Below are 16,605 nucleotides of genomic sequence, written 5' to 3'. Positions count from 1 at the left end.
ATAATATCTTGTAGCTTAAAACTATTAAACATGAAATTTAAATCTTTATTCTACTTTTTATTTTTTGGAACACTTATTGTTGCTTGTAAAAAAGAAATAACAACAGAAGATTATATGGTTAACTCTTGGCAAACAACGTATATGAAAATAGAAATGCCAACTTATGAGAAATCAGATTCTTTGTATGTTTATGAAGATAAATTTGAAAATAACCCAGAATTAATAGCACAATCTACCTATAATGCAGATGGTACCTTTAAAGCTTGGTTTGTAAATTTAAAAGGAGAAAAAATCTCTGAGTCTTCAGGGAATTGGAGTGTAGAAAACGATTCTCTATTTGTAGATTTTTTTTACAATAATAGAGATATAAAAGTAGGGTATCACATAGAAAAAACAGAAGAAGGTTTTACTGCTAAAAGTAAATTTGATTGGGATAATGATGGCGAATTTGATGATGCTCTTTTAATGAAAACAAAACAAATTAAAATACAATAAGGTTGTTTAAACTAAAAAATATTTCTTTAAAAATACGTATTTTTCTAAGTATGATACTTTTGGTGCTTTTAGCATCAATCTTAATATTAGTAGTTACAGTAATTCAGTATGATGAGCAAACAAAAGACTACAATATAAAGCGTTTTGAGCGTAAAGAGGCTACTACATTAGAAACCATAAATTTAGAACTTACCAACAAAACTACTTACCCAGTTAATACAGAGAACTTAGCAAAGATTTTTCAAGATCGTATTTACGAAATATCTTCTATCAACAAATTAAATGTTTCCATTTTTGATTTGCATGGTAATTTGTTGGTTTCATCAAAAAAGAATGCTTTTGAAACCATCAAAACAAAACCTTTAACTTATGATGTATTAAACAAACTTTCTCAAAATTCTAGTAATAGAATTCTGTTGCCATTAGTAATGGAAGATGGTATGGGTTATGAAACTTCGTATACATACATAAACGACCCAAAATTTAAAAGAATAGGAATTGTAGAACTACAATTTACACAAGACAATACAGAAATAGAAGAAGAATTAGAGGAGTTTATTCAAAGACTGAGTCTAGTTTATATTTTAATGTTTTTTATAGCAATTGCACTGGCTTATTTTTTATCAAGTTACATTACAAGATCTATACAAACCATTTCTGATAAAATGCAGCAGACTCGTTTAAATGAGAGAAACGAAAAAATTATGTTGGGGTCAGCTAGTTCAGAAATTGAGGTTTTGGTAGATGCTTATAATAGTATGATAGATCAGCTAGAGGAAAGTGCAGCTAAATTAGCTAGGAGTGAACGTGAGCAAGCATGGAGAGAAATGGCAAAGCAGGTAGCTCATGAAATAAAAAATCCGTTAACTCCAATGAGACTTTCTGTACAGAGTTTTGAACGTAAGTTTAATCCTGATGATGAAAATATTAAAGAAAAGTTGGCAGAATATAGTCAAACACTTATTCAGCAAATAGATGTTATGAGTTCTATTGCCTCTGCATTTTCGGATTTTGCGAAAATGCCAAGTCAGAAAAGAGAACGAATAAATGTGGTAAGTGTTGTAAAGTTGGCTTTAGATATTTTTAATGAGGATTCTATTAGGTATTTGCCAAGTGAAGATGAAATTTATGCAAACCTAGATAAAACACAGTTAATTAGAATTGTAAATAATCTGGTTAAAAATGCAACACAGGCAACAGATAAAGAAGAAAATCCGTTAATAGAAGTTAAAGTTATTTCTGATAATAAAAATGTAACTATTTTAGTATCTGATAATGGTAAAGGAATTTCTGAAGAGGTAAAAGACCTAATTTTTGAACCAAAATTTACAACAAAAACAAGTGGTATGGGTCTTGGTTTAGGTATGATAAAAAATATCATAGAAGCCTATGATGGTTCAATTTCATTTACTTCGAGAGTTGGGGAAGGTACTGTGTTTACAGTAATTTTGCCTAAAGAATAAAAATAATCAAAAGAATAATTTAAAATATATAAAATGAGTTTCAACAACATTTTAGTAGATAAAAATGATGCTTTAGCACAAGTTACTATCAATAGGCCAAAAAAGTTAAATGCGCTTAATAAAGAAACTATTACAGAATTAAGTAATGCTTTTACAGAATTAGAAAACGACGAAGCTATTAAAGTTATAATTTTAACAGGTTCTGGAGAGAAAGCATTTGTAGCAGGTGCAGATATTTCTGAGTTTGCTAATTTTTCTGTAGAAGAAGGTGGAGTATTAGCAAGAAAGGGTCAAGAAATATTATTCAATTTAGTAGAAAACTTATCAAAACCAGTAATTGCGGCTGTTAATGGTTTTGCTTTAGGAGGTGGTTTAGAATTGGCCATGTCTTGTCATTTTAGAGTAGCTTCAGACAATGCTAAAATGGGTTTACCTGAAGTATCTTTAGGAGTAATTCCTGGTTATGGAGGCACACAACGTTTATCTCAATTAGTGGGTAAAGGTAAAGCTATGGAAATGGTTATGACTGCAGGAATGATTTCTGCTGATGAAGCATTAAGTTTAGGTTTGGTAAACCATGTAACCACTCAAGAAGAATTGTTGCCTTTAGCCAACAAATTAGCCAGCAAAATTTTAAGAAACTCTTCAGTAGCTATTTCAGGAGCTATCAAAGCTATTAACGCCAATTACATAGAAGGTGTAAATGGTTATGATGTAGAAATAGAAGAGTTTGGTAATTGCTTTGGTACCGAAGATTTTAAGGAAGGTACAACTGCATTTTTAGAAAAAAGAAAGCCTAATTTTCCAAACAAATAGATAAAAAAAAACGAGCCTTTTTAGGCTCGTTCTTCTTTTGGCGAAAAGTAGAAAATTAGATTTTAAACTGGTTTGTATAACTTCTATTATTATTTCTAATAATTACTTTATACTCTCCTTTTTGTTCGTTGTCTAATTTGTAAACTCGGTTTAAAATTGTTTCAGAAACAACAGTTTCAGAAAGAATTATTTCATCATTAAAGAACAAAGTAACTTGTAAAGGCTTTTTATCAAAAGCTATTTTGCTAATCATTAAAGTGTTTGCTTCGTTTCTTACAACTGGCTTAAAGATTTTTCTTTCTGATGCTTCATCAAAAATAATTTCAGTTTCTTTTACCTTAACAGACTTAATAATAATTTCAAAATCTTTTTCTAACTCTAAAGTATAATTTCCATTTTCTAATTTAGAAAAATCAAATACTTTTACTAAATCACCTTTCTTTTCAACTTCTTCAGTATGTAAAATTACACCTGCACTGTTTTTAATAATTAATTGATGACCTTTCTTAGCATCTTTAAATGCAACCTTAATTTTCTTTGCATCTAAGTTAGTTTCTAAATTCGTGTTGTTTGCGTAGTTTACCAATGTTCCCAACATAAAAACTACTACTAGTACTCTTGTTTTAATTGACTTCATAACTTATTGTATTTAGTTAAATTGTTTTAATTCTATTTTGTAAACATTTAATTATTAGAGTATTAATATCTAATTTTTGAAATGCTTTTTAATTTTTATAAATACAGTTTTAATTTTTGTTGTATTTATTTTTGTGCAAAGTTACAGGTGAAATACAGTCTGAAAAACAACAGAATTGGCTATTTTATATGCTAAATTAACAAAATTAACTATGTTAATTAGATGTTAAGTTAATTTAGCATAGAATATTGATAATTTTATATAGATAGTCTTATTTATGTGTTGTATTTTTGCATCATGATACAGAAGAAACCAACATTAGAAAAAATTACGCCCAATTTTGGTAGTTCATTGTTGGTAAAAAAACATGAGGAGTTCTTAAAGACCAATGTTCCTTTTTGGCATTTTCATCCAGAGATTGAGCTGGTATATGTTAATAAGGGAAAAGGGAAAAGACATATTGGTAATCACTTAAGTTACTTTAATAATAGTCAGTTAGTATTAATAGGTTCTAATTTGCCACATATTGGGTATATAGATCGTTTAACTACAAATGGTTCAGAAACATTAATTCAGTTTTTACCAGATTTTTTAGGAAAAGATTTTTTTAAAATTCCAGAGATGGCTGCTATTGATGCTCTTTTTGAGCGCGCAAAAAAAGGAATTCGTTTTAACATCGAAATAAAGCAAAGAATTGGTGCTAAAATTGAAAAGCTGGTTGAGTTAGAAGGTGCAACAAGAATTACCTCTTTTATAGAAATCTTAAATGATTTAGCAACCACAGACGATTATACATTGTTAAATGCCAATGGTTATGCTTTTGAAAGCACACATCAAGACAGTGATAAAATAGAAATGGTGTACAAACACATCAACAAAAATTTTAAAGAACACATTAGTTTAGATGAAATTGCAGAACTTGTAAGTATGACAGTACCTGCTTTTTGCAGATATTTTAAAAAGACAACAGGTAAAACTTTTACAAAATTGGTTAACGAGTATAGAGTAGTACATGCAACAAAATTATTAGCAGAAAGTAATATGAGTATTACAGATGTAAGTTTTGAATGTGGTTTTAATAATTTTTCTCATTTCAATAAACTATTTAAAGAGTTTACAGGTAAAAGTGCCTCTATTTATAGAAGTGAAATGAAAGACTTAATACAATAAACAATGGCCTTATCTTCAGAAAAAAATATTAAAAAAGCCTTAGAGTACTATACTTTTAAAAGTAAAGAGCTTAAAGCATTTATTAATGATAACAACAATTTAAGTGTAGAGCAAATTATAGAATCTGGTAAAGAACTAGAAATCTTAGAATATAAAATTACAGCTTTAGAGGTAGTAGAAGAAAATTAAAGTTCTAATTTACCATTCCACTCATTATAGAATTGTTTTAAAAACCCTTCCATATATTGATGTCTGTTTTCTGCAATTTTTTTGCCAGTTTCAGTGTTCATTTCGTCTTTTAAAAGCAATAACTTTTCGTAAAAATGATTGATTGTTGGGGCTTTAGAATTTTTATACTCTTCTTTAGTCATATTTAAATTTGGCTGTATTTGAGGATCATACAATGCTCTATTTTTAAAGCCACCGTAATTAAAACAACGTGCAATACCAATAGCACCAATAGCATCTAGCCTGTCTGCATCTTGCACAACCTGTAATTCTTTAGAATTAAACTGGTTTTTATTGTGCTCTAAAGAATTTTTAAAAGAGATGTTTTTAATAATATTAACTACATGTATACCAATTTCTTTAGGTACTTTTTGTTCAATTAAAAATTTAGTAGCTTTCTTAGGGCCTAGTTTTTCATTTCCATTATGAAACTTAGGATCTGCAATATCATGTAATAAAGCAGCTAAAGAAACTACAAGCACATTTACTTTTTCATCTTGTGCAATTAACAAAGTATTTCTAAAAACGCGCTCTATATGAAACCAATCATGGCCACCTTCTGCATCTTTTAGTTCTTCTTTTACAAATTCGATGGTATTTTGTATAACTTCTTCTTGATTCATTTTTAATTTCTTAAGCGTAGTTCTTTTTTAATTTTTGTAAACTCAAAGTACATTACAAAAAACATTGGAGCAAAAAATAAGGGTAAAAAGGTATGAAAGGTAACGCCTTTTTCTGCAGTAGAAAAAACAGCAAAAATGATCATTAGAAAAACTAAAAAGCCCTGAATAAATAAGATTGCTCTTTGTTTTTTTAATTTCTTTTCTAGTTCAGGTTTTGTGTAAGTAGAATATTGAGAAGCCATAATTTATTTGATAAAAATACAAAATCCACTTTATAGAAAGTGGATTTTGATTTGTTTCTTAATACGTAAAGATTAACAGTGCTCTTCGTAAGCAGCAGCTAAATTTTGTGCAATCATTTGTGCAGAACGTCCTTCAATATGATGTCTTTCTAACATGTGCACCAAATTACCATCTTTAAATAAGGCAATTGCAGGTGATGAAGGTGGAAAAGGAATCATAAATTCTCTTGCTTTTTGAGTAGATTCTTTTTCTACACCAGCAAAAACTGTTGTTAAATTGGTTGGTGTTTTGTCTGCACCTAAAGAAGCAATTGCTCCTGGTCTAGCAGTACCAGCAGCACAACCACAAACAGAGTTTACCATTACTAAAGTAGTACCTTCTTTAGACATTGCGTTTTCAACATCTTCACTTGTATATAATGCTTCAAAACCAGCGTTAATTAACTCATCACGCATTGGTTTTACTAATTCTTCTGGATACATAATTAATTATTTAGGTTGCAAATATAATCAATATTAAAGCAAAATTCAACTTCAAAATAATTCTTCTGACTATGTGTTTATCAATTAAATTGATGCCTAAAATTACCAACAATAATCCTAACGTTTGTTTATATTTGAAGCTAAATTTTAAAAAGAAGATGAGTAATTTTTCTAAGTGGTTAGGAGCAGGTTTAGGTTTTACTTTAGGAGGCCCAATAGGTGCAGCAATAGGTTTTGCAATTGGTAGCTTTGTAGATGGTTTTACATTAGACGAATTTAAGCAAGAACAAATAGATTACAAAAGAGATCGTAAACCAAAAGGTAATTTTAGAAGGGCCAATACACAATCTGGAGATTTTGAAATGAGTCTTTTAGTATTAGCTTCTATTGTTATAAAATCTGATGGAAAAATAGATAAACGCGAATTAGATTTTGTTCGTAGTCAATTTTTAAAAATGTATGGTAAACAAAGAGCAAATAATGCTTTTAAATTGTTCAAAGGAATTGTAAAAAAGCAAATTTCTGCACGTCAGGTTTGTATACAGATTAGAGAACACATGTCTCATTCTGCACGTTTGCAATTGTTACACTTTTTATTTGGTATTGCTAAAGCAGATGAATTTGTAACCGAAAAAGAGGTAGAAGAAATACGTAAAATTGCTGGCTATTTATACATTAATCAAAGTGATTATGAATCTATTAAAGCCATGTTTTATAACGAATCTGATAATGCTTATAAAATTTTAGAAATTACTAAAAGTGCCACAAATGATGAGGTTAAATCTGCCTACAGAAAGATGGTAAAAAAATACCATCCAGATAAAGTACAAGATTTGGGTGAAGAACATATAAAAGGTGCAAAAGAAAAATTTCAAAGCATACAAACAGCCTACGAAAACATTAAAAGTGAACGTGGAATGTAACCTATAATTTATTACGAAAAAGTTAAAGATTTCTCTTAAAACAAGTAAACTTTAATTTTAAGTAACCACACTTAAAAATTACTAGAAAATCCTTAATTTCGCAGTCTCATTAAAAATGAGCCTAAATGAAAGCGAAAACTTTAATTTTTAGAGCTTTATGATGATCACATTGTAAGTTTCTAAAATGATAAAAGTTGAAAGCGCATCATGAATTAAAATAAAAAAAATCCAGATGAAATTTCCTGAATACAAAGGACTAGATTTACCAAAAGTAGCAGAAGAAATCTTAAATTCTTGGCAAGAGAATAATATATTCGAAAAAAGCATTACATCTAGAGAAGGTGCAGAACCTTTTATATTTTTTGAAGGTCCACCATCAGCAAATGGTTTACCAGGAGTTCACCATGTTTTGGCAAGAGCTATTAAAGATATTTTTCCTAGATATAAAACCATGAAAGGTTTTCAGGTAAAAAGAAAAGCTGGTTGGGATACTCATGGTTTACCTATAGAACTTGGTGTAGAAAAAGAATTAGGAATTACTAAAGAAGATATTGGTAAAAAAATATCTGTAGAAGATTATAATGCAGCTTGTAGAAAAGCGGTTATGAGATATACAGATATCTGGAACGATTTAACTCAGAAAATGGGGTATTGGGTAGATATGGAAGACCCATACATTACCTATGAACCAAAATATATGGAATCTGTTTGGTGGTTGTTAAAACAGATTTATAACAAAGAATTAATCTACAAAGGCTATACAATTCAGCCTTATTCACCAAAAGCAGGTACAGGATTAAGTTCTCACGAATTAAATCAGCCAGGTACTTACCAAGATGTTACAGATACAACTGTTGTTGCACAGTTTAAAGCTATAAATGATACTCTACCAGATTTTTTACAAAACGAAGGTGATATCAATTTTATAGCTTGGACAACCACACCTTGGACATTGCCAAGTAACACAGCATTAACTGTTGGCCCAAAAATAGACTATGTTCTTGTAGATACGTTTAATCAATATACATTTGAACCTGTAAAAGTAGTGTTGGCTAAAAATTTAATTAGCAAGCAATTTGGAGGTAAAAATGCATTTGAAGTAGAAAACAGAGAAGCATTACAAGACTACAATAAAGGCGATAAAAAAATACCATATTTTGTTGTAAAAGAATTTATTGGTAAAGATTTAGTAGGCATAAAATACGAGCAATTGCTAGATTATGCTTTGCCAAACGATAATCCTCAAGATGCGTTTAGAGTAATTTCTGGAGATTTTGTTACCACAGAAGATGGTACAGGAATTGTACACACAGCACCAACTTTTGGAGCAGATGATGCTTTAGTTTCTAAGCAAGCATCACCAGAAATTCCACCATTATTGGTGAAAGACGAGAATGATAATTTAGTTCCGTTAGTAGATTTACAAGGTAAATTTAGACCAGAAGTAAAAGATGATGTTTATGGTTTTGCAAATGAATATGTAAAATCTGAATATTTAACAGAAGATGATCTTGCAGAAGAATTAAAAGTACAGCAAGAAAAGTTAAAAGACGTACTAAAAAATCAGAAGCAGTATTTATCTGTAGATGAACGTTTAGGTCTTAAATTAAAGAACGAAAACAAAGCGTTTAAAGTAGAAAAATACAAGCACAGTTACCCAAATTGTTGGAGAACAGACAAGCCAATTTTATATTATCCATTAGATTCTTGGTTCATCAAAATTACTGATGTAAAAGATAGAATGCACGAACTAAATAAAACCATAAACTGGAAACCAGAATCTACAGGAACTGGTCGTTTTGGAAATTGGTTGGCAAACGCAAACGATTGGAATCTATCTAGATCTCGTTATTGGGGAATTCCATTGCCAATTTGGAGAACAGAAGATGGTAAAGAAGAAATCTGTATTGGTTCTGTAGAAGAACTAAAATCAGAAATGGCAAAAGCTATAAAAGCTGGAGTTTTAGATAAAGATATTTTTGAAGATTTCGAGGTAGGTAACATGTCTGATGAAAATTATGCGAAAATAGATTTGCATAAAAATATTGTAGATGATATTACACTAGTTTCATCAACAGGTAAACCAATGAAACGTGAATCTGACTTAATAGATGTTTGGTTCGATTCTGGTTCTATGCCTTATGCTCAATGGCATTATCCTTTTCAGAATAAAGAATTGGTAGATACTACTTGGAGAAAGGCAGATTTTATTGCAGAAGGTGTAGATCAAACACGTGGTTGGTTCTATACTTTACATGCAATAGCCACTATGATTTTTGATGATGTTGCTTATAAAAATGTGGTATCTAATGGTTTAGTGTTAGACAAAAACGGTCATAAAATGTCTAAACGTTTAGGCAATGCAGCAGATCCATTTACAACTCTATCCACTTATGGTGCAGATGCCACAAGATGGTATATGATCTCTAATGCCAATCCTTGGGATAATTTAAAATTCGATTTAGAAGGTATAGAAGAAGTAAAACGTAAGTTTTTTGGAACATTATACAACACCTATTCTTTCTTTAGTTTATATACCAATATTGATGGTTTTGCATATAAAGAAGCAGATATTGCTTTAAATGAAAGACCAGAATTAGACAGATGGATTTTATCTGAATTACATACTTTAATTAATAAAGTAGATAAATTTTATTCAGATTATGAGCCAACAAGAGCTGCAAGAGCAATATCAGATTTTACTCAAGAATACTTAAGTAACTGGTATGTACGTTTAAGTAGAAGACGTTTTTGGAAAGGTACTTACGAAACAGATAAAATTTCTGCTTACCAAACTTTGTATACGTGTATGACGACTGTTGCAAAATTAGCAGCACCAATTGCACCGTTTTTTATGGATCGCTTGTATCAAGATTTAAATTCGGTAACACAAAAAGAGCAATCAGAAAGCATCCATTTATCAGATTTCCCTAAGTTCGATGAAAGCTTTGTCGATAAAAGTTTAGAGCGTAAAATGGAAAACGCACAAACAATATCATCTTTAGTATTATCACTTAGAGCAAAAGAAAAGATAAAAGTTCGTCAGCCATTGCAAAAAATTATGATTCCTGTTGATAGTGCTCAGCAGAAAGAAGAAATTTTAGCAGTAGAAAACTTAATAAAACACGAGGTAAATATTAAAGAAATTCAGTTAATGGAAGACGCTTCAGATATTTTAATCAAACAAATCAAACCTAATTTTAAAGCATTGGGTCCTAAGTTTGGTAAAGACATGCGTTTTATAGCAGCTGAAGTTCAGAAGTTTACTCAAGAAGATATTAACAAAATAGAAAAAGATAAAAACATTACTATAGAACTTAATGGTAAAAATATTATTTTAGATGCCTCAGATGTAGAAATTTCATCTAAGGATATAGAAGGTTGGTTGGTAGCGAATGAAGGTTCATTAACAGTTGCATTAGATGTTACCATAACTGAAGATTTGCGTAAAGAAGGTGTAGCAAGAGAACTGGTAAACAGAATTCAAAATGCACGTAAAGATGCAGGTCTAGAAGTAACAGATAAAATTAAACTAACAGTTTTAAATTTCGATAATTTACAACAATCTATAACTGATAATAAAGACTACATTATGAGTGAAACATTAACCCAAGAATTGGTTTTTGTAGATGAGTTAGAAGAAGGTACAAACATTGAGTTTGATGCCATTGAAAGTAAAATATTAATCGAAAAAATTTAGAAACATGCCAGATGTTAAAGTAAAATATTCTGAAGAAGATCTTAAAGAATTTAAAGCAATCATCGAAAAGAAAATTGCAAGAGCAAATGAAGATTTGGAGTTGTTGAGAGCAGCTTATAAAAATGATGCAAATAATGGTACAGATGATACTTTATCATCATTCAAATCTTTTGATGAAGGTTCTGATGTAATGAATAAAGAAGCAAATGTACAATTGGCAATAAGACAAGAAAAATTTATTAGGGATTTAAAAAACGCGTTGTTAAGAATCGAAAACGGAACCTATGGTGTTTGTAGAGTTACTGGTAAATTAATTCAGAAAGAGCGTTTAAAATTAGTACCACATGCTACTTTAAGTATTGAGGCTAAAAGAGCTCAGTAATAATTACTAAAAAATTTATAAAGCTTCTTTTCAAGAAGCTTTTTTTATGAAAAATACTTTTCTACTCCTTTTAATAAGTTTAACTACTGTGATGTTTTCGCAGAAAAAAGTGATGAAAAAACTGCAAACAAATGCAGCAGAAATTACTGTTTACACAAAAGGATTGGACAATATTATTCTCGAAAATTCATCTACAGAATTTATAGAAGTAATTTTAGAAGCAAAAAGTTACGATGAACAGCTTATTAAAATTACTGCAGATGATAAAAGGGTAGCCGTTAATTTTGATTTTGAAGGCACAGAAACTAGAGAAGTAATCTTTAGAAAGTTTATAACAAAACGCTTGCAAAGAGCTACAGCAATAGTAAAAATACCAAAAGGTAAAAAAGTATACATTTTTGGTGAAAATGTAGATGTAGAAAGCAAAAGTTTACAAAATGATTTAGCAGTTTATTTAGACAATGGTATTGTAAAGCTCAATACTGTAAAAGCTAACTTAATTTTAAAACTGTATTCAGGCAATGTTTATGCCAATTTAAAATACACAAATTATAAGGTATTTTCTAAGTCTGGAAAAATTATGGTTAATGGTGTACAAAAAGAAAAAGAGTATGAAAAGGTTGTAAATACATCTAAAGAAGAAACTACAATAAACTCTTTAAAAGCTAATATTTTCTTAACCACACAATAAACATAATAATATTACTATTTTTGTGACTTTAAAAATAATAAAATGTCTAAAAAAGCACTAGCTATTCTTACTATTCTAATTGCGATTATATTAGATCAAGTTATTAAAATCTACGTAAAAACTAATTTTATTTTAGGAGAAGAGGTTTTAGTTTTCGATTGGTTTCGAATTCATTTTGTAGAGAATAATGGTATGGCAATGGGTTTTGAATTTGGTGGTAAAACAGGTAAGCTGTTTTTAACCTTATTTAGAATTTTTGCTGTAGGTTTAATTATTTATTGGCTATCTAATAATATTAAAAGAAAAGTACACAATGCCGTAATTATTGGTATTGCTTTAATATTTTCAGGTGCTGTAGGTAATATTATAGACTCTATTTTTTACGGTGTTATTTTCGATCATCCAAAGCATAGTGTAGCTACATTATTTCCAGAAACTACAGATGGTGAGTTTTTTTACGGAAAAGTGGTAGATATGTTCTACTTTCCAATTTGGGAGGGTGTTTTACCAGATTGGATTCCTTTTGTTGGTGGAGAAATGTACACCTTCTTTCAATACATTTTTAACCCAGCAGATTCTTACATAACTATTGGAGTTGCTTTATTATTTATTTTTAGCAAACAAGCGTTTCCTAAAGAAGATAAACAAGAAAAGCAAGCTGCAGAAGCATAATATATTTCCTGTTTTTTTATTATTTAGTAGCAATAAATAAAAGCGCAAATTTGCCTGTTTAATTCTACATAAAAGTTATTTTTGTGTATGAATACTTCTTTAAAGCTTCAAATAAAAACACTGCCTTCTTCACCAGGAGTTTATCAATATTTTGATAAAGAAGAAAAACTGATTTACGTTGGTAAAGCAAAAAATTTAAAGAAACGAGTATCTTCTTATTTTACAAAAACACACGATAGTGGAAAAACTAGAGTGCTTGTAAAAAACATTAATACAATAAAACATATTGTAGTTAATACAGAAACAGACGCACTTTTATTAGAAAATAATCTAATTAAAAAATACAAGCCAAAGTACAATGTACTTTTAAAAGATGATAAAACTTACCCTTGGATTTGTATTAAAAAAGAACGTTTTCCTAGAGTTTTTATGACGAGAAGAGTTATTAAAGATGGCTCAGAATATTATGGTCCATATACTTCTGTTAGAACAATTAAAGCACTATTAGAATTAATAAAAGAACTCTACACACTTAGAACATGTAAATACGATTTAAGTAGAGAAAAAATAAATACAGGCAAATACAAAGTTTGTTTAGAATATCATTTAGGCAATTGTTTGGGGCCTTGTGAAGCTTTAGAAACTGAAGCCCATTATAATAATTCCATTAAAGAAATTCGAAATATTATTAAAGGTAATTTTAAAGAAAGTTTAGAAAGACTAAATACTTTGATGATGGGTTTTGCAGAAAAAATGGAGTTCGAAAAAGCCCAAAGAATTAAAGAAAAGTTAGATAGATTAAGCAATTATCAAGCAAAAAGTACCATAGTAAATCCTACTATAAATAACGTAGATGTTTTTTCGATTATTTCAGATAAAACACATGGTTATGCCAATTTTATTAAAATCTCTAATGGTTCTATCATACAATCTCACACTACAGAAATTAAGAAAAAACTAGAAGAGTCAGACAAGGAATTGTTAGAACTGTTTATTTTCGAAATTAGGCAAAGGTACAATTCAACATCACCAGAAATTTATGTTCCATTTCAAGTAAATATTGGTGAGAATGTAAAGGTTACTATACCAAAGGTAGGAGATAAAAAACGCATTGTAGAACTTTCAGAAAGAAATGCCAAATACTATAAATTAGAGCAATTAAAGCAAATTAAAATTGTAGATCCTGATAGGCATGTAAAAAGAATTATGGCTCAAATGAAGGCAGATTTGCGCTTAAAAGAAGAGCCAAGACATATAGAGTGTTTTGATAACTCTAACATACAAGGTACAAACCCTGTTGCAGCTTGTGTTGTTTTTAGAGATGGTAAACCTAGCAAAAAAGAGTATAGACATTATAATATAAAAACAGTAGTTGGCCCAGATGATTTTGCATCTATGGAAGAGGTTGTTTTTAGAAGATACAAAAGGTTGCTTTCTGAAGGTGAATCTTTGCCTCAACTAATTATAATTGATGGTGGTAAAGGTCAATTATCATCTGCAGTTAAAAGTTTAGAAATTTTAGGATTAAGAGGTAAAATAGCCATTATTGGTATTGCAAAACGTTTGGAGGAAATCTATTATCCAGATGACCCAATACCTTTGTATTTAGATAAAAAATCAGAAACCTTAAAAATCACACAGTTTTTAAGAAATGAAGCACATAGATTTGGTATTACCTTTCATAGAAACAAACGTAGTAAAAGCGCTATACAAAGTGAGTTAGAAAGTATACCAGATGTTGGTAAACAGACTATTACAACTTTATTACGTAAATTTAAGTCCGCAAAACGTGTAAAAGAAGCCAGTTTAGATGAGTTAAAAGCGGTTATTGGTAATGCAAGAGCATTAAAAGTGTACAATTTTTATCATTCAAAAAAAGAAAATGAAAAATAAACTGTTTCTAATTTTTTTACTTCCTTGGTTTGTTTTTGCACAACAAAATCAGCCTAAAGTAGGTTTGGTTTTAAGTGGTGGTGGGGCAAAAGGATTTTCACATATTGGCGTTTTAAAAGAAATAGACAAAGCTGGCATTCATTTAGATTATATTGCTGGTACAAGTATGGGTGCTATTATTGGTGGCTTGTATGCTGCTGGGTATTCTGCTGCTCAAATAGAAGATATTGTTATAAACACAGATTTTATGACATTATTGAGAGATAAAATTCCTAGAAGCTCAGAAACCTTTTTCGAAAAAGAATATGGAGAAAAAACCGTAATTACATTACCTGTAAATAAAGGTAAAATCGGTTTTCCAAGAGGAATTTCTAAAGGTCAAAACGTTTTAAATTTACTCTTAGAATTGTTCGATTCTTTAGATGGCAATCAAGATTTTTCAAAATTACCTACGCCTTTCTTTTGTATTGCTACAGATGTAGAAAATGGGAATCCTGTTATTCTAGAAAGCGGTTCGTTACCAATTGCATTAAGAGCAAGTGGTTCTTTTCCTTCTTTATTAAATCCTGTAGAAGTTGGAGATAAACTTTTGGTTGATGGTGGTATTGCCAATAATTTTCCTGTAAGTATTATGAAAGACAAGGGAATAGATATTGTAATTGGTGTAGATGTAGAAGGGAAGCTGTTTGAAAAAGATAAAATAAATTCGGTTGTTGCGCTTTTAAATCAAATTGTTAGCTATCAAATGTATAACAAGTCTGATGAAGAAATTAAAAAGCTAGATGTTTACATTCATCCAGAAATTTATGAATACTCTGTTGTAGATTTTGAAAGAAAAGAAGAAATCTTAGAAAAAGGAGAAATTGCAGCAAAGAAATACATAAAAGTATTTAAAGAAATTGCAGCAAAACAAACTGTAAAAAAGAAAAGACCCGAAATTAAAATGCATACAGAAAAAATGTTAATTTCAGACATTGCATTAAAGGGTAACAACAATTATACAAGATCTTTCGTACTTGGTAAATTGAATATTTTAGAAGGCGATAGCTTGTCTAGACAAGATATTACCAAAAGAATTTACTTGCTTTCAGCTACTAGAAATTATAATAAAATTGAGTATAATTTCATTAAAAAAGTGGATGGTTCTTACCTATTAAATTTCAATTTAACAGAATCTAATGAACGTGCAAACTTGAAATTGGGTGTTCATTACGATTTTTTATACAAATCTGGAGTTTTAGCAAATTACAATCATAAACGCCTTTTTGGAAAGAATGACATGCTTGCTGTTAACCTTATTTTAGGAGATAATTTAAGGTATGATTTAAACTATTTTGTAGATAATGGTTTTTACATTAGTTACGGACTTAGATCTAGGTATGACCATTTTAGAGCGAACTCAAAATTCAATTTGGCTATAGCAAATGATAATGATGTAAATAGTTTAAATATTAAATATACAGATATTACTAATCAGCTCTATTTACAAACTACTTTTGATAGAAAATTTGCAATTGGTATTGGTTTAGAGCACAAATATATTAAGGCAAGTACAGAAACGATTACTTCAAATGCTGGGGAAACCATTATAGATAACAGCGAGTATTTAAATTCTTATGGTTATATTAAACTAGATACATATGATCAGCAATACTTTGTTACAAAAGGATTTTTTGCAGATTTAGGAGCAAGATGGTTTATGAATTCTACAAATCATAACAAAGATTTTAAACCTTTTTTGCAAACACAAGGTACCTTGGGCTTTGCAACTACTTTTTTCGATAAATTAACTTTTCAATTAACCAATGAAGCTGGTTTTACATTTAATAATCCAGAATCTGATATTTTCGATTTTTATTTAGGGGGTTATAATCAAAACTATATTAATAATTTTTCGCGCTTTTATGGTTATGATTTTGCAAACCTTACAGATGATTCTTATGTAAAATCAGAATTAAACTTAAGGTATCGTTTTGCAGATAGGCATTATGCAACTTTTATTGCAAACTATGCAAGGCTAGACTCTAATGTGTTTAAAGACATAGATTTGTTTAGAGACATAAAATCTGGTTATGCAGCAGGTTATAGCTACAATAGCGTTATTGGGCCAATAGAACTCAAGTACGCTTGGTCTCCAGACACAAAACAAAATTTCTGGTTATTTAACTTAGGATTTTGGTTCTAAGA

Annotated in this window: 16 protein-coding genes; 12 read left to right on the top strand and 4 right to left on the bottom strand. The window is 29.6% G+C overall.

All coding sequences use genetic code 11. The annotated features are described in order from the left end of the window. Nucleotides 1–30: 30 nt before the first annotated feature. The 3 genes from V7R38_RS03920 to V7R38_RS03910 are packed head-to-tail and all read left to right on the top strand — an operon-like array spanning nt 31 to nt 2,774. Nucleotides 31–495, top strand: a complete 465-nt coding sequence (locus V7R38_RS03920; RefSeq protein WP_334056135.1) for a hypothetical protein — start codon at nt 31–33, stop codon at nt 493–495. A gap of 50 nt (nt 496–545) precedes the next feature. Then, nucleotides 546–1,958, top strand: coding sequence for a sensor histidine kinase (locus V7R38_RS03915; RefSeq protein ID WP_334057105.1), 1,413 nt, complete (start codon nt 546–548; stop codon nt 1,956–1,958). A gap of 33 nt (nt 1,959–1,991) precedes the next feature. Beyond that, the gene (locus V7R38_RS03910) at nt 1,992–2,774 is read left to right on the top strand and encodes an enoyl-CoA hydratase/isomerase family protein (protein WP_334056134.1); all 783 of its coding nucleotides are present in this window, start codon (nt 1,992–1,994) and stop codon (nt 2,772–2,774) included. A gap of 55 nt (nt 2,775–2,829) precedes the next feature. Here the strand turns inward: V7R38_RS03910 and V7R38_RS03905 are convergent, their stop codons facing one another. Then, entirely contained in the window at nt 2,830–3,411 is a 582-nt protein-coding gene (locus V7R38_RS03905; protein WP_334056133.1) for a hypothetical protein, read from the bottom strand. A gap of 297 nt (nt 3,412–3,708) precedes the next feature. Between V7R38_RS03905 and V7R38_RS03900 the strand changes: the two genes are divergently transcribed. After that, nucleotides 3,709–4,581, top strand: coding sequence for an AraC family transcriptional regulator (locus V7R38_RS03900; protein ID WP_015481636.1), 873 nt, complete (start codon nt 3,709–3,711; stop codon nt 4,579–4,581). Nucleotides 4,582–4,584: 3 nt separating this feature from the next. Then, nucleotides 4,585–4,770, top strand: a complete 186-nt coding sequence (locus V7R38_RS03895) for a hypothetical protein (protein ID WP_334056132.1) — start codon at nt 4,585–4,587, stop codon at nt 4,768–4,770. Here the strand turns inward: V7R38_RS03895 and V7R38_RS03890 are convergent. From V7R38_RS03890 to V7R38_RS03880, 3 genes are all read right to left on the bottom strand, one after another. Then, entirely contained in the window at nt 4,767–5,432 is a 666-nt protein-coding gene (locus tag V7R38_RS03890) for an HD domain-containing protein (protein ID WP_015481638.1), read from the bottom strand. The two genes, V7R38_RS03895 and V7R38_RS03890, sit on opposite strands and share 4 nt — an antisense overlap. Nucleotides 5,433–5,434: 2 nt before the next feature. Next, nucleotides 5,435–5,674 (bottom strand): hypothetical protein, encoded by a 240-nt coding sequence (locus V7R38_RS03885; RefSeq protein ID WP_334056131.1) that lies wholly within the window; start codon nt 5,672–5,674, stop codon nt 5,435–5,437. 72 nt (nt 5,675–5,746) lie between these two features. Further along, entirely contained in the window at nt 5,747–6,157 is a 411-nt protein-coding gene (locus tag V7R38_RS03880) for a BrxA/BrxB family bacilliredoxin (protein ID WP_015481640.1), read from the bottom strand. Nucleotides 6,158–6,315: 158 nt separating this feature from the next. Between V7R38_RS03880 and V7R38_RS03875 the strand changes: the two genes are divergently transcribed. The 7 genes from V7R38_RS03875 to V7R38_RS03845 all read left to right on the top strand — a co-directional run bounded on the left by V7R38_RS03875 (nt 6,316) and on the right by V7R38_RS03845 (nt 16,603). Continuing rightward, a complete protein-coding gene (locus V7R38_RS03875; RefSeq protein ID WP_334056130.1) occupies nt 6,316–7,080 on the top strand; it encodes a TerB family tellurite resistance protein in 765 nt (254 codons plus the stop codon). 232 nt (nt 7,081–7,312) lie between these two features. Next, nucleotides 7,313–10,780: an isoleucine--tRNA ligase gene (gene ileS / locus V7R38_RS03870; protein WP_438825585.1), complete on the top strand. Its 3,468-nt coding sequence runs from the start codon at nt 7,313–7,315 to the stop codon at nt 10,778–10,780. 4 nt (nt 10,781–10,784) lie between these two features. After that, nucleotides 10,785–11,162: a TraR/DksA family transcriptional regulator gene (locus V7R38_RS03865; RefSeq protein WP_015481643.1), complete on the top strand. Its 378-nt coding sequence runs from the start codon at nt 10,785–10,787 to the stop codon at nt 11,160–11,162. 46 nt (nt 11,163–11,208) lie between these two features. After that, on the top strand, nt 11,209–11,853 hold the full coding sequence (locus tag V7R38_RS03860; RefSeq protein ID WP_334056129.1) for a hypothetical protein: 645 nt from the start codon (nt 11,209–11,211) through the stop codon (nt 11,851–11,853). Nucleotides 11,854–11,895: 42 nt separating this feature from the next. After that, the gene (locus V7R38_RS03855) at nt 11,896–12,525 is read left to right on the top strand and encodes a lipoprotein signal peptidase (RefSeq protein WP_334056128.1); all 630 of its coding nucleotides are present in this window, start codon (nt 11,896–11,898) and stop codon (nt 12,523–12,525) included. A gap of 87 nt (nt 12,526–12,612) precedes the next feature. Then, nucleotides 12,613–14,418 carry an excinuclease ABC subunit UvrC gene (gene uvrC / locus V7R38_RS03850; protein WP_334056127.1) on the top strand — a complete coding sequence of 602 codons (1,806 nt, stop codon included), beginning with the start codon at nt 12,613–12,615 and terminating at the stop codon, nt 14,416–14,418. Further along, nucleotides 14,408–16,603 (top strand): patatin-like phospholipase family protein, encoded by a 2,196-nt coding sequence (locus V7R38_RS03845; RefSeq protein WP_334056126.1) that lies wholly within the window; start codon nt 14,408–14,410, stop codon nt 16,601–16,603. Before uvrC ends, V7R38_RS03845 begins: the two co-directional genes overlap by 11 nt. Nucleotides 16,604–16,605 lie beyond the last annotated feature (2 nt).

Source organism: Polaribacter sp. P097, assembly GCF_036864555.1.
Taxonomy (GTDB): domain Bacteria; phylum Bacteroidota; class Bacteroidia; order Flavobacteriales; family Flavobacteriaceae; genus Polaribacter.
The sequence above is the reverse complement of the archived record's forward strand: the minus strand, read 5'-3'. Positions and strand labels throughout refer to the sequence as shown.